Source organism: Chelatococcus composti, from assembly GCF_014201415.1.
GTDB classification, from domain to species: domain Bacteria; phylum Pseudomonadota; class Alphaproteobacteria; order Rhizobiales; family Beijerinckiaceae; genus Chelatococcus_A; species Chelatococcus_A composti.
The window spans coordinates 112,633-125,513 of sequence record NZ_JACHEH010000003.1; the positions used below are offsets into that span (position 1 = coordinate 112,633).

Annotated in this window: 15 protein-coding genes; all 15 read right to left on the bottom strand. The window is 65.2% G+C overall.

Annotated elements, in window-relative coordinates:
* Positions 1-51: 51 nt before the first annotated feature.
* Entirely contained in the window at positions 52-1,326 is a 1,275-nt protein-coding gene (locus HNQ73_RS06790; RefSeq protein WP_183333591.1) for a phage major capsid protein, read from the bottom strand.
* 10 nt (positions 1,327-1,336) lie between these two features.
* Positions 1,337-2,206: a head maturation protease, ClpP-related gene (locus tag HNQ73_RS06795; RefSeq protein ID WP_183333593.1), complete on the bottom strand. Its 870-nt coding sequence runs from the start codon at positions 2,204-2,206 to the stop codon at positions 1,337-1,339.
* The gene (locus HNQ73_RS06800) at positions 2,206-2,358 is read right to left on the bottom strand and encodes a hypothetical protein (protein WP_156953508.1); all 153 of its coding nucleotides are present in this window, start codon (positions 2,356-2,358) and stop codon (positions 2,206-2,208) included. The genes HNQ73_RS06795 and HNQ73_RS06800 overlap by 1 nt, the downstream gene beginning before the upstream one ends.
* The gene (locus HNQ73_RS06805; RefSeq protein ID WP_244649997.1) at positions 2,355-3,653 is read right to left on the bottom strand and encodes a phage portal protein; all 1,299 of its coding nucleotides are present in this window, start codon (positions 3,651-3,653) and stop codon (positions 2,355-2,357) included. Before HNQ73_RS06805 ends, HNQ73_RS06800 begins: the two co-directional genes overlap by 4 nt.
* A 20-nt stretch (positions 3,654-3,673) precedes the next feature.
* On the bottom strand, positions 3,674-5,467 hold the full coding sequence (locus HNQ73_RS06810; protein WP_183333594.1) for a terminase large subunit: 1,794 nt from the start codon (positions 5,465-5,467) through the stop codon (positions 3,674-3,676).
* Positions 5,451-5,921 carry a phage terminase small subunit P27 family gene (locus HNQ73_RS06815; RefSeq protein ID WP_035029118.1) on the bottom strand — a complete coding sequence of 157 codons (471 nt, stop codon included), beginning with the start codon at positions 5,919-5,921 and terminating at the stop codon, positions 5,451-5,453. Before HNQ73_RS06815 ends, HNQ73_RS06810 begins: the two co-directional genes overlap by 17 nt.
* Before the next feature lie 18 nt (positions 5,922-5,939).
* The gene (locus tag HNQ73_RS06820; protein WP_100651844.1) at positions 5,940-6,170 is read right to left on the bottom strand and encodes a DUF7220 family protein; all 231 of its coding nucleotides are present in this window, start codon (positions 6,168-6,170) and stop codon (positions 5,940-5,942) included.
* The gene (locus tag HNQ73_RS06825) at positions 6,167-7,558 is read right to left on the bottom strand and encodes a site-specific DNA-methyltransferase (protein WP_183333596.1); all 1,392 of its coding nucleotides are present in this window, start codon (positions 7,556-7,558) and stop codon (positions 6,167-6,169) included. The genes HNQ73_RS06820 and HNQ73_RS06825 overlap by 4 nt, the downstream gene beginning before the upstream one ends.
* Before the next feature lie 137 nt (positions 7,559-7,695).
* A complete protein-coding gene (locus tag HNQ73_RS06830) occupies positions 7,696-8,157 on the bottom strand; it encodes an HNH endonuclease (RefSeq protein ID WP_244649996.1) in 462 nt (153 codons plus the stop codon).
* Between the two features lie 51 nt (positions 8,158-8,208).
* On the bottom strand, positions 8,209-8,589 hold the full coding sequence (locus HNQ73_RS06835; protein ID WP_173935135.1) for a DUF6362 family protein: 381 nt from the start codon (positions 8,587-8,589) through the stop codon (positions 8,209-8,211).
* Positions 8,582-8,782 (bottom strand): hypothetical protein, encoded by a 201-nt coding sequence (locus HNQ73_RS06840; RefSeq protein ID WP_173935134.1) that lies wholly within the window; start codon positions 8,780-8,782, stop codon positions 8,582-8,584. Before HNQ73_RS06840 ends, HNQ73_RS06835 begins: the two co-directional genes overlap by 8 nt.
* Positions 8,779-9,237, bottom strand: coding sequence for a hypothetical protein (locus tag HNQ73_RS06845; protein WP_173935256.1), 459 nt, complete (start codon positions 9,235-9,237; stop codon positions 8,779-8,781). The genes HNQ73_RS06840 and HNQ73_RS06845 overlap by 4 nt, the downstream gene beginning before the upstream one ends.
* 154 nt (positions 9,238-9,391) lie before the next feature.
* Positions 9,392-11,710 carry a phage/plasmid primase, P4 family gene (locus HNQ73_RS06850; RefSeq protein ID WP_210305026.1) on the bottom strand — a complete coding sequence of 773 codons (2,319 nt, stop codon included), beginning with the start codon at positions 11,708-11,710 and terminating at the stop codon, positions 9,392-9,394.
* A gap of 50 nt (positions 11,711-11,760) precedes the next feature.
* Positions 11,761-12,507: a PD-(D/E)XK nuclease family protein gene (locus HNQ73_RS06855; protein ID WP_173935133.1), complete on the bottom strand. Its 747-nt coding sequence runs from the start codon at positions 12,505-12,507 to the stop codon at positions 11,761-11,763.
* The gene (locus tag HNQ73_RS06860; protein ID WP_173935132.1) at positions 12,507-12,713 is read right to left on the bottom strand and encodes a DUF6511 domain-containing protein; all 207 of its coding nucleotides are present in this window, start codon (positions 12,711-12,713) and stop codon (positions 12,507-12,509) included. Before HNQ73_RS06860 ends, HNQ73_RS06855 begins: the two co-directional genes overlap by 1 nt.
* Positions 12,714-12,881 lie beyond the last annotated feature (168 nt).

The following is a 12,881-nucleotide window of genomic DNA, read 5'->3' on the forward strand; positions in this document are numbered from 1 at the left end:
ATGAATGGGAATGATGAGGAGACGGGCAGCCGGAGCCGCCCGTCATGTGGATCAGGTGCTGACCTTCAGCAGCTTGAGCGCCTCGAAGTTGACCACGCCGCCGCCGACCCGCTTGGTGGTGTAGAACAGCACGTTCGGCTTGGCGGTGTAGGGATCGCGCAGGACGCGGATGCCGATGCGGTCGACGATCAGATAGGCGCGGCCGAAGTCGCCGAAGGCGACGGGAAAGGCATTGGCCGCCACCGCCGGCATATTGTCGTCGGTGTGGACAGGCTTGCCGAGGATGGTGGCCACCTGTGCAGGGCCGGAGGGTGGCGCCCAGACATAGGCGCCCTCGGCGTCCTTGAACTTGCGCACCGTGTTCATGGTCGCATCCGACATCAGCCAGGAGGCCCCGTTCCGGTAGCCGGATTTCAGGGCATAGTAGAGGTCGATCAGGCAATCGGCAGGATTGGCCGAGGCGGTCGCCGCAACAAAGCCGTCAGCCTTGCCTGAAGCGACGAAGCCGATCTTGCCCCAGGCATGGGAGGCATTGGCCACCGTGTCATAGGCAAGGATGCCGCGCGGCTTGTTGATGCCGTCGCCATGGGCAAAGGCAGCCCCCTCCTGCTCGGCGAACTCGATCGCCACTTCGTCGGCCAGCCATGCGGCAAGATCGATGCGCGCATCGTCGAGCGAGGTCTGCGTGGCGCCGGGCATAGCGTAGATCTCGCCGGTATTGATGGCGATCTCACGCAAGGTCGGCGTGGCCGTGCCAGGACGATCCTGTTCCTCGCCAACCCAGCCCGACGTCGCCCCGCCCATATTGACCAGCTTCTTGTAGGTACTGGTCGAGATCGAGATGGTGCGGGCGAGCGAGCGGATGGTGGAGACGGTGCCGAGCACCCGGTCGATCCCGGCCTCGGTCTCTTCCGGCACCAGATAGCCGCCGTCAGGATCGGACTGGGTGGTCAGCTTGGCCTTGACCTCGAGATCACGCAGGCCGGCATCGACGCCGCGGCGGAAGAAGCGGTCGAAGGCCTGGGCATGTTCGGCCTTGTCGGGGTCAGCCGGGCCACCCACCCCGCCGACCTTGAGCGCTGCCAGCGCGGCATTGGTCTCGTCGAGGGCCTTTTGCAGGGCGGTGATCTCGGCATTGATGCGGTCGACCTTTTCGGTCTGGACCACATCGGCCATGCCGGCCCGGATGTCGGCGAGTTCCTTGTCGCGCTCGACCTTGAAGTCCTCGAAGGTCTTCTGCAGTTCGGCCAGGATTTTGGTGGCATTGCCGGAATCGGCGCGCACGCCGACGATCCCGCGCGCACGCGGGGTGAGCTCGATACCCATCTCAGGTCTCCTATGATCTGATGGTGTCGATCAGCCGCTGCAGGGCGGCGGCATTCAGTTCGGGATTGTCGCCTGCATCGCGCGCGGCGGAAGGCTGGCCTGCATCACGCGTGGCCGAGCCGATCAACTCCGAGAGCATCTCGGAGCGCATGGTGCGGGTGAAGCCGGCCTTCGCGAGCGCGGCCTCGGTTTGCCGGCGTGCCATCAACCGCCGGTCTGTGCTTTTGGCATCGCCGGAAGGCGCTGCAACGCCATCGTCGACGGCATCGGCAAAGCCATATTCGACGGCCTGCGCTGCCGTCATGAAGGTCTCGGCATCCATCAGCCGTTCGATGCCGACGCGATCGATGCCGGTGCGGGCCTCGTAGATGTCGGCAAGTGCCGCATCGAACTGCTCGAACAGGCTGGCGGCCTCGCGCAGGTCATGGCGGTTGCCGATGACCAGACCCCAGGCATTGTGCACCATCATGAAGGAGCCGAGCCCCATGCGGATCACATCGCCGGCCATGGCGATGATGGACGCGGCCGACGCTGCCCAGCCCAGCACCTCGACGGTCACCTTTGCCGGGTGCGTACGCAGTAAATTGTAGATGGCGATGCCCTCGAACATGTCGCCGCCGGGCGAGTTGATGCGCACGATGACGTCGCGATTGCCGATCGAACGGAGCGCCGCCGAGATGCGCTTTGCCGTGACGCCGCCGCCTGTCCAGCCATCCTCGCCGATGACGTCGAAGATGGAGATGGTGGCGTCGGCGTCGGCACCGGGCGCAGCGGCAAAAGAGTGCTCTGCCCATTTCGCCAGCACGTCGCTCGGCGCATCCCACTGGTAGTTCTGTGGGCGAGCCATTGTGGGCGCCTCGGGCAGCTGGCGTAGGCTCATCAGAGGTTCTCCAGAAGCTGGAACAGGTATCCGCCGAGCGTGACGCCACCGATGAAGATGCCGAAGTCGAAAGCAGGGCTGATGGCGGCCAGCCCGACAACCGCCATGACGATCAGCGTCGAGGCCAGTTTCAGCGCACCAAGAAGGCTCATGGTTCGTTCTCCTTTGGTTCAAAATGGTCAGCGTCGGCGTCTCCGTCTGCACTCATGCCACCAGCTGGTTCGCCCGCCGTGTTCGACGGCGGATAGAAGACGTCGCCGCCGTCGCGCGGGTTCTGGTCTTCGAGCGCGCGGATTTCATTCGGGCTGTAGACGCCCCATTGCAGGCCTTTGACGTAAGCCTCCCAGCGCGCCTTGATGTCGCCCTTGACCAGCGCCGCCCGGTTGAAGCGCGCGTAGAGATCGTCTTCCGCGCCGATCAGGTCGCGGTTGATCGCCTCTTCCCACATGGTCAGATGGTCCTCGAGCGTCCAGGCGACGAAGCCGATCGATTGCTGCTCGATACCCGTGCCCCAGCTGGTCGACTTTTCCGTATCGCCGATCATGTGCGGCGGCACGCCGAAGAACATGGCAATGTCGGTGCGGCTGAACTTGCGGCTCTCGATCCATTGCGCATCCTCGGCCGTCATGGCGATGCGGGCATAGTCCATGCCCTCTTCGAGGATCAGGTTCTTTCCCTCCTGCTCGCCGCCGGAGCGGAACTCTTCGAGCCCGGCCTTGAGATTGGCGACCGCCTCGGGCCCGAGCTTGTTCGGATGTTTCAATACGCCGCTGACGCGGGCGCCATTACGGAAGGTGGTTGCACCATGGTCTTCCATGGCCAGCGACAGCCCGATGGTCTCGCGGGCGTAGGCAATCGCCGACACGCCATGCACGCCATCCAGCGTCAGCCCGACCAGATGGAACACCTCATCCTGGCGGAGCCGGATGCGCCGTCCGTCCTGGCGGGTGTAGATGTATTCCAGCGCCAGATCGTCCGTCTGCCTGACCTCGACCCGGTCGGGATGCAGCGGGATCAGTTCCTGCACCAGTCCGCGCGAGCGAACGATCATGGCGTAGGCATTGCCGCGCAAAAGCAGATGCGCCTGCAGCATGCGGCGGAACTGCGACGGCGTCTGCCAGCGGTTCGGCCGTCGTCGCAGCACCGTCCAGATCGGCGTGTCGGAGGCGTCTTCGCGGGTGCGCTCATCCACCCGGCGCTTGATGTGCAGCGGCAATGTCGCCACAGCACCCGAGATGATGCGCACACAGGCATAGACGGCCGCCACCCGCATGGCGCTGTCGGGCGTCACCGCAGCCCCCGAGGCGGTCACCGTTCCCGAGCGCAGCGCCTCTTCCAGCTGCTGCGCCGTGGTGATCACGATCCCGCCACCCGCATCCTGGAACGACGCGCGCGGAGATGCGGCCGGCGGTTTTGCGCCGCCGAACCAGTTCGACCAGAATGCCATTGGGTTCTTTCGTCAGCTCTTTACAGCAACAGGATGCCGCGGGTCTCATAGACCGAGCGGCCGGCATTGACGTCGCGGGCCAGCGCCCGCCCGAGCGCGTTGCAGATGGCGACAATGCCGTCGATGCGCTCTCTGGAGCGTTCCTTGTCCGGCTTGATGTTGCCGGCCGGATCATGGCGCACGGCAACATTGGAGGCGTTCCATCGCAGCACGGGATGGCCGCCATGCCAGAGCGAGCGTGACACCGAAAGCCGCTCCAGCTCCGCCGTGGGTGCCGCCATGGACAAAAACCCTTGTCCGAACTGCACCAGGTTCAAGCCTTCATCCTGCAGATGCTGGACGATCTCGCCGGCAAAGGTGCGATCATAGGACAGCTCCCGCAGATCATGGCGTGAGGACAGCTCCAGTATCTCGGCCTCGATGAAGGCAAAGTCGGTGGCATTGCCGGGTGTCGCGGTCAAAAATCCCTGATCGCGCCAGACGTCATAGGGCACGCGGTCGCGCCGCACACGGCGGACTATGTCGTCCTCGGGAATCCAGAAGCGGCAGGTGACGATCCATTTGTCGGCAAGCTTTCCAAGCGCCTCATCCAGTGTCGGCGGGAAGACCAGCACGAAGGCCGACAGATCGTTGACGCGGGCAAGATCGAGCCCGCCATAGCATTCACGCCCCAGCAGCTTGCCTTCCAGTTCCTCCAGCTCGTGTTTGACGATGCGCCAGTCGGTGGCAGCTGGCAGTCCGCCTTCCTCCCACACGCTCATGTCGAGCCAGCGGGTGACCTGCTCGGTCCATTCGTTCAGGCGCAGCCGGCGGATCGCATTCTGCTGCGCCGGCATTTCCCTGGCCTCGTCGATCTGCCGCTTCAGGTCATCCAGCTTCACCGTCACGCCAAGGCTCGGATTGGCCTTCACCCAGACCTTTTCGTCGGTCCAGTCGTCGCCCTCATCGATGGTGGCGATATAGGCAAACCAGCTGTCCGACGATTCCGTCGGCACCGTGCCTTCCAGCGCCTTCACCGAGAACTCGTGATGCTGGCGGCAGACCGAATGGCGATCATAGCCGGCCGTCGTGATCTCGAAGATCAGCGGCTGGCGCCGCGCACCGGTGGCGGTGTTCAGCTTCTGGATGATCTCCGGTCCCGGATGTTCGTGCACTTCATCGACGGCCGCAAAATGGATGTTCAGCCCGTCCATCTTGCTGGCGTCCGCCGACAGCGGCCTGAACCAGGACGAGGTCGGCAGCACGGCCAGATTGTTCACCGTGCGTGTGATCCTCGATTGCAGCGCCGAACTCGCTGCCACCATGCGCTCGGCCTCGCCAAAGACGATCCTGGCCTGATCGCGCGTCGTTGCCGCCGAATAGACATGCGCACCCGGTTCACCATCGGCGATCAGGGCATAAAGCGCCGTGCCGGCCAGAAGCACCGACTTGCCGTTCTTCCTTGCTACTTCGACATAGGCGGTGCGAAACCGGCGCAAACCGTCCTTGCGCTTCCAGCCATAAAGCGAGCCGACGACGAACTGCTGCCAGCCCTGAAGCACGAAGGGCTCGCCCGCCCATTCGCCGGTCGAGTGGCGCAGATGGCCGAAGAAGTCGATCGCATGACGTGCCGCAGCGCCATCCCAGACCAGGCCGCGTTTTACCCCCACCTTCAGGTCCGCGAGGTGCCGCTCGCAGGCCAGACGCACGAGCCGGCCGGCGACGATCCGGCCGCCAACCACCGCACGGGCATAGGCTGTAACCGGACAGGGTGGTGCTTTCCTGCCGCTCCCGTCCAGTGGGCGCGAAGCACGGGAACTAGGCTTTGCGGCCACGGTTCAGGAACTCCTCGAACGGATCGCTCGTCTCGGCGGGTTCCGCCATACGGATGCGCGAGCGGCTGGACGGCGTCAGTCCGAATTCGCTCTCGATCTGCGCCATCTGCGCCAGGCACTTGTTGGCCACAGCCAGGAACGGGTTCTGGATGATGTTGTCATTCGACGTTTTCACCACAGGGCCACGGCGCTTCACTTCCTGCTCCGCCTCCAGCCAGCGCCGCCAGATCACGACGTAGCGGGCGAGTGCGTGCGTATCCAATTCGGTCATGACGCCGTGGCCGGCCAGCAGCTCGGCCATCTCGGTGAACTTCGCCTTCGCAGCATCGTCGAGATGGTCAGGCGGTTCGGGCGTCGCCACCACCGGCTTCGGCTCGGCCTTGTTCAGGCGATGCGGACGGGCCGTGCCCTTCACCAGCTTCAGATGCGTCGGCAGCGGCTTGCGTCCCGCCATGGTGGCTTCTCCATACATTTATCCTGTGCCGTCACTACGAATGCGCACCGCTTCGAACACCCGCCGCAATGTAAAACTGCGCGCGATCGACACCACGGTGAAGATCGCGCCCATGGCCATGTTGTCGGCCAGCGTGGTGGACAACCCGAACAGCGGGAACACCAGCATCTGCGTGATCACCGCTACGCCGTAACCGACGGCGACGTTGGCCAGCGACTCCACCAGAGACATGGTGCGGGATTGCTTCATGCCGCTGCCGCATCCCCGGTCGCGGTCCCGGCATCAGGCACTCGATCGGCCGCGATCTCATCAAAACGGCGGCCGTCGCCATCGAGCCTGGCCGCCTTGCCGGTGAATGCCTGCCAGCGCTTGACGACCACATCGCAGAAGGCCTCCGACAGTTCGAGGCCATAGACGCGGCGGCCGGTCTTCTCGCCGGCGATCAGCTGTGAGCCCGAACCGGAGAACGGCTCGTAGCAGATGTCGCCCGGTCTTGTGTGCAGCTGCATCGGCAGCGTGAACACGCGCACCGGCTTCGAAGTCGGATGCTCGCGGGTTTCGATCTCCGAGGATGGGATGTTCCACACCGTGGTCGGCCAGCTCTCGAACCCCTCGCGGTTGATGCGGGGCTTCTTGCCGCGACGCCATCCGAACAGGCACGGCTCATGCGCCCACAGCATCACCGAGCGCGTCAGCACCGGGCGCGATTTGGCCCAGATGATCTGCTGGTGATGCAGCACATCGAACTGATCCCAGACCGTTTCCAGCATGCGCTGGCGGCGCGAGGCGTGCCAGCAATACCATGCCACATCCTCGGCAATGGCATGCTCGATCGCCACCTTGCAGAAGGCCTCGTAGAACTGCGGTCCTTGGGCAGAATCATCCCAGTGCGGCTGCTCGATATAATCGTCGCCCCAGTCCTTGTTGGCGATTTTCTTCGCCCGCGCCGAGGCGGTTTTCTTTGTCGGATGGTTGGTTCCGTCATAATCGACCAGGTAGGGCGGACCGGTGGCAAACAGCGCCGCCCGTTCGCCGTTCATCAGGCGACCAACATCTTCCGGCGAGGTGCTATCACCGCACAGCAGCCGGTGATCACCCAGCAGCCACAGATCGCCGCGCCGTGTGACAGGCGTTGCCGGCACCTGCGGAATGGCGTCGTCCTCGGTCAGCCCATCCTGTTCGTCATGGCTGCCGTAAAGCAGGTTCTGCAACTCGTCGTCGCCGAAGCCGGTGAGGCCAAGGTCAAAGCCGGCCTCCTGCAGGTCGGAGAGCTCGAGCGCCAGCAGCTCCTCGTCCCAGCCGGCATTCATGGCAATGCGGTTGTCGGCGAGCACCAGCGCCCGGCGCTGCGTCTCCGACAGTCCCGCCAGCACGATCGTCGGCACCGTCTCCATACCGAGCTTGCGCGCCGCCAGCACGCGGCCATGACCGGCAATCAGCGTGCCATCCTCGGCAATCAGCACCGGGTTGGTGAAGCCGAAGGCGCGGATCGACCCGGCGATCTCGGCCACCTGCGCATCCGAATGCGTGCGGGCATTGCGCGCATAGGGCACCAGGCTGTCGAGCGGCCGGTATTCGACCGAAAGCTGGCGTGCGTGGTCGTCGGCGCCGATGTGCGCGGTTTCAGCGACTGCCATTGTCTGTATCCAATGAAATCAACATCCTGGTTGCGCACCCCCCCATTGCCATTTTGGCCGCGGATGCGCTGTTGGTGGCGCGCGGTCCTGGGAGCGAACTCTCCAGAGATTTGACCTCCCCGGGGGAGGGCTTGGGCTCACGAGCGGCGGCACACATTGCCGAAGCCACCGTCGCTGCCGGCCGTCTTCCGGCCGTGGCACGATGCGCACAGCGCCTGCCAGCGGCTGCGGTCCCAGAACACCGTCTCATCACCGCCATGCGGATCGATATGGTCGACGACGCTGGCCGGTCGGATCAGATCATGGCGCGCGCATTCCACGCACAGCGGATGATCGTGCAGGAAGGATGCGCGTTCCGTTCGCCAGCGCTTCGAGCGGTAGAGCGCACGTGCCACCGGATTGCGCCTGCTTGCGTAATCACGATCGCGCTCGCGCTTCTCGCGCCGGCCAACCGGGCGATGGATCGGAGGGCGGACGGGCATGATGCTGGTCTCGATGATGGTGACGATGGCAATAGCGACGACACCGGAAACGACAACGCCCGCGAGGGGGGGGCGATCCGTCGCGGGCGCGCCTCTCCCGAGCATAGCCAGAAACATATCTGATTTGCCCCCATCTGTTGCATGGAAAAGTGTTGCAACACATTGGAGTCACTGCGCATTGAGCCGCGCCGCAATCTTGGTGAGGGCGAGCTGCCAGCGTCGCCACGCCGTAGTGCGATCGCAGCCATGCTCATGGCTGATCACCTTCCAAGGCACGCGGGCCGCACGCGACCAGACCAGCTTGCGCTCCGCCTCCTCGATCCAGAGCACCCAGTCGAACGTCTGCTCGAGCCGCGTGATGGCGGCGGCCGACGGCCGGATATGCATCGGCTCGGGTTCCATGAAGGCAATCTCGCGACTCGTCCGCACGATCTCCGGCCAGGTGTTGAAATAGCCCTGCACCTTCACCGGCGGCAGCTTGCGCAGGGTGCGAAATGCCTCCTCGAAATGATCGGCGACGCAGTCGGCGGTCCAGATGCGGTCAGCCATGGCGTGCCTCCACTTCCGTGGGGCGCGGGCCGTAGAGCTTCTCGCACAACTGCCGGACCAGTTCGCGCTCGGGCCATGTCAGGCGGTCATCATCGGCAGAGACCGCGAGGACACCCTGTTCCTGCCAGCCCTCGCGCTTGACCTGCTCGGGATCCCGGCGTTCGCCGCCGTAGCCTTTAGGATGCCACCTCATGCGACACCCCCGTTCGTCTCGATCGCCCAGAGGAGGATGGCGATGGCGTCGGCTTCATTGTCGTCCGCGGGCGAGAAGCCGCGGGCGCGAACGGCGGCCATGACGGCAGCCTTGTCGGCGTTGCCCTTGGCGGCGACGTGCCGCTTGATCGTGCCGATCGGGACGCCCTCGTAGGGCACACCCCGCAGTTCAGCCCATGCGGTCAGCGTGGCCATGAGCCCGCCGTAGATGTGGCTCGCGTCGGTGCCGGCGTGGCGGCGGACCTCCTCGAACCAGATCGCCGAGATCGGCCCCGAGATCCGGTCGATCTCGGTCAGCCAGTTGGTGAAGCGCAAATACCGCATGCCGCCACCATCAAATCGCCGGGGTTTGAAGCAGACGGTGCCGCTGGTGATCAGACCGTCATGGCCGCGCAGTGCCCAGCCGGTCGTGGTTCCGAGATCGAGCGCAAGCACCGTGTCGGGGAGTACGTCTCCGTTCGTGGCCCGCGCTTCGGTGGCGGTTGTGGCGGATGTGGCGGGTTGTTCGGTTAACATCTCACGGGCGCGCGTGTGCGCACGCGTGACGGTTATATGGTCATAACCCGCCACATCCGCCATTTCCCTTGTTTTACTGGTCATTGTAGTCCCCCTCGAAAAGGTCGGTCTTGTTGTCCCTCACGGCGATCCCGCGAAACCCGCGCACCGTGCTGGTCTTGAATTTTTCGAAGCCGCGGGCGCTCAGGGTCTCCGAGAAGCGCTTCATCGAGCCGGCGTATTCTCCGTTCGCCTCCGCCCAGCTCTTCCAGCTGTTGAAAAGCTCGGTCGATCCGGACTCGAACGATGAGCTGCCGACATCGCAGCACTCCTCCAGCCACCGCCCGAGCGCGTCTTCTGCCTCGAAGTAATCCTCGGTCGCCGCCATCACGGCCTCGGGCGGGCGCAGTCCGGTCTCCTGCCACTCCAGGCAGCCCCGGAGCGCCCAAGCGAGGATGCCGTCACGCTCGGCCAGAAGCCTGTCGGACAGGCGGCGGTCGCGTTTGGCCGGCGGGATGGTGACCGTGAAGGGCACCATGTGCAGCCGTCGCTTCATTGCCTCGTCCACGTTGCGAATGGACGGCTTGTGGTTGCCGACGATCAGAAGCTTGAACTGCGGGATGAACTCGAAGAAGTCCTGCCGTATGAAGCGGGCGGTGATCTTGTCGCCGCCGGTGAGGGCCTTCAGCTTGCTTTCGGCCCAGCGACTTCCCTGTTCGGTCTCGATGGAGGTCACGATCCGCGCGCCGCGCAAGCCCGCCATGTCGGTCGGATGGCGGTCGCCATGGGTGGCCATGAACATGTCCATGGCCGCGACAGTCGCGTAATCGCCCATGATCGCGGTCAGCGTGTTGGCAAAGACCGATTTGCCGTTGGCGCCGGTGCCGTAGAGGAAGAACAGCGCGTGTTCGGTGGTCACACCGGTCAGGCAGTAACCGGCCATTCGGCGCAGATAGGCCTGCAGCTCGACATCGCCGCCCGTGACCGTGTCAAGGAACGCCTCCCATGTCGGACAGGCGCCCTTCGAGGCCGCGCCCGCGACCTTGGTCATGAAGAGCTGCGGATCGTGGGCGGACTGCGCGCCTGTGCGAAGGTCGATCACGCCATCGCCGGTGTTCAGAAGCCAGGGGTCGCGGTCCCAGATCTCGGTCGTGCTGGCATGCCTGCGATCGCTGCGGGCGAGCCGCTCGACAGCGGCCACAGTTGCGGCCGTGGACAGCTTGGTGCGAACACGCGCAGACGGTGCGCGGACCGCCGCCTCGCGGCAGACCTGGCGCGCGAGATCGAAGGCCTGCAGCGTGTCCTCGCGCCGCCAGACCACCCCGGTCCAGGTGAGCCACTGTCCCCATCCGGCCACGTAGCGCCAGCGATCCGCGTGCCTTTCTGCAAAGCGCGCCGCCAGCGCGTCCTCGCTGAAACGCACGGGTGTCGGGCCGTTATTGTCTCCGCCACCGCCATCGGCGCCCTCGGAAAGTTCGTCGTCGAAGGCCCCATTGCGCTCGAGATCGCGCTGCCAGAGACGCTCGGCTTCCTTTTTCAGCCTGTCCTCTGGCCAGGGCGGATCGATGCGGGCGAGGTTGTAGCTCTTGATCTCGTCCCAGGCCTCGCCCGGCGTGACGTGCCCTTCGCGGCAGCGTCGGATCCAGTAGCCGATGACGCGCGAAAGCGCATCGAAGCGGGTCGTGCCGTCGACGCCGCCTTCGCGAACCGGACGCCCGAACAGTTCCGGGACCGAGTCGCCTCCGCGACCGGCGCCGTTGAAATCGAGCGCGTCATCCGAGAGCCCCTCCATCGGCGGCATCGCCAGGATTGCCTCGGTGAGTTCGCCAAGGTCGTGATCGATCTCGGCGTGATCGACGATCTCGACGAGCCGTCGGCTGCCGCCTTTCGCGTGGATGCTGCCCGCGACGCGGATCGGCTGATGGGCGGATTTGAAGGCCGGATCGCCGCCGACCTTCGCGGCAATCGTCTGGCGCAGCCGGCACACGCGGGCGACGTCTTCGCCTTCCGCCGGCTCGGTCAGGCGCCAGTAGAGGTGCAGCTTGCGCTGACCCTCCGCCGTCACACCGCCCGAGGCCACGACCAGAGTGGGTCGCCCAACATGGCGTTCGAGATGGGCGCGTTTCGCCGCGATGTCGCCATGGTCGAGATCGACCAGCAAGACCTGCGTCTGCAGGATGTGCTCGGCGCGGGCATCGCCAGGATTCTCGACCGTGCCTGGCACGACGAAAAGCGCCATGTCCGCGTTCGCCGCCCAGCTCGCCTGGCGCGCAAGCATCTCGGCGAGCCTGTCGTCGGCGGGCAGAAACGGCGTGTGCGGAGGCGCGTCCGTCGCCCCCTTCTCGGCCAGCGCCCGCACCGGCACCAGATGCTCGCAATAGCCGAACACCACGCTTGCGTAGGTCGCGATCATGTCGCGATCCGGAGCGAGCGTCGTGTCGGGGCTGCACATTGGCGCGTCCGTCATGCCCAGCACCTCTCCTTCCAGGCACAGAAGCGGCATTCGAAATGCTCGGGATCCTCCGTGTGCCGGGGCAAGAGTTCGCCCGCGTCGCAGGCGCGCAGGATCCGCACCGCCTTGTCGCTGGCGGACTGCGCGCGTTCGGCATCGAACGGGACCAGCTCGTGCCAGATCTCGCAGCTGTCCTTGTTGATCGCGGTGAAGAGCGCCGGCGCATCGGTGAGCCCGAGATAGGCCTGATAGAGCGCGATCTGCGCCGCATAGATCGGCTTGGCCTTGACCACGCCGCGCCTGGCGATGTCGCGCCAGTTCTTCGCATTGGCCGACTTGCACTCCCAGAGCGCCGGAACCGCCATGCCGTCTGGCGCGGCCACGATGACGCCATCCGCATGCCCCTGCAGGCGACCGCCAGCGGCGGAAAACCCGAACTGTTCGCCATGGCGGTTGCGCGTTCTGAGATCGAAGCCGGCCTTGCGCAGCCAGCCGATCGCGAGCTCCTCGAGCACATGACCAAGCGCGAAGATGCGCAAGGAGCGCCCGGTAAATTCCGCGCCGTCGTCCTTCGGCACCTTGAGATATTCGTATTGCAGCCGTCGCTGGCAGGCATCGCCCAGCCGGCTGCCCCCGAGATAGTCGCGCGCAGGTCGCTCGGCGTTCTCGGCTGTCAGGGCGGTATCGATGAGAGCGTTCACCACGTCCGCGAAACCGGGTTTCTTCTCCCGATGGTTGAAGTCCAGAAGCGCCGCCATCAGAAGGGAATCTCCGTGTCGGACTTCGGTGCCGAGGTGGCCATGGCCTCCTGAAATCCGTCGATGGCGGCTTCGGCGAGCGCCCGGGCCTGCTCGGCCGAGAGTTCGTTGAAACGGGTCGCCCAGCCGATCTCGGCCATCAGCTCGCCCATGAATTTCATGGCGGCGTGAAGCGCTTGCCGCTCGCGCGCGTCCGGATCGATCATGAAACGCCTCCCGCGATGCGCGCGAGACGGATGAGAAACGTGGTGATGGAACCGCGCCGGGCGCGATCGAGAATTGCGATCATGGGGAATGCTCCAGCTGCCTGTCCTCACATACCGGCGCGGCTCTCGGCCTGTCGGATCGGCGGGATGGAACGTTTCATGAACACA

Bases quoted from the DNA above. Each gene is read 5' to 3' on its own strand.
- HNQ73_RS06790 (WP_183333591.1), bottom strand. From the start codon at position 1,326: ATGGGTATCGAGCTCACCCCGCGTGCGCGCGGGATCGTCGGCGTGCGC.
- HNQ73_RS06795 (WP_183333593.1), bottom strand. From the start codon at position 2,206: ATGAGCCTACGCCAGCTGCCCGAGGCGCCCACAATGGCTCGCCCACAG.
- HNQ73_RS06800 (WP_156953508.1), bottom strand. From the start codon at position 2,358: ATGAGCCTTCTTGGTGCGCTGAAACTGGCCTCGACGCTGATCGTCATG.
- HNQ73_RS06805 (WP_244649997.1), bottom strand. From the start codon at position 3,653: ATGGCATTCTGGTCGAACTGGTTCGGCGGCGCAAAACCGCCGGCCGCA.
- HNQ73_RS06815 (WP_035029118.1), bottom strand. From the start codon at position 5,921: ATGGCGGGACGCAAGCCGCTGCCGACGCATCTGAAGCTGGTGAAGGGC.
- HNQ73_RS06820 (WP_100651844.1), bottom strand. From the start codon at position 6,170: ATGAAGCAATCCCGCACCATGTCTCTGGTGGAGTCGCTGGCCAACGTC.
- HNQ73_RS06825 (WP_183333596.1), bottom strand. From the start codon at position 7,558: ATGGCAGTCGCTGAAACCGCGCACATCGGCGCCGACGACCACGCACGC.
- HNQ73_RS06830 (WP_244649996.1), bottom strand. From the start codon at position 8,157: ATGTTTCTGGCTATGCTCGGGAGAGGCGCGCCCGCGACGGATCGCCCC.
- HNQ73_RS06835 (WP_173935135.1), bottom strand. From the start codon at position 8,589: ATGGCTGACCGCATCTGGACCGCCGACTGCGTCGCCGATCATTTCGAG.
- HNQ73_RS06840 (WP_173935134.1), bottom strand. From the start codon at position 8,782: ATGAGGTGGCATCCTAAAGGCTACGGCGGCGAACGCCGGGATCCCGAG.
- HNQ73_RS06850 (WP_210305026.1), bottom strand. From the start codon at position 11,710: ATGATCGCGACCTACGCAAGCGTGGTGTTCGGCTATTGCGAGCATCTG.
- HNQ73_RS06855 (WP_173935133.1), bottom strand. From the start codon at position 12,507: ATGGCGGCGCTTCTGGACTTCAACCATCGGGAGAAGAAACCCGGTTTC.
- HNQ73_RS06860 (WP_173935132.1), bottom strand. From the start codon at position 12,713: ATGATCGATCCGGACGCGCGCGAGCGGCAAGCGCTTCACGCCGCCATG.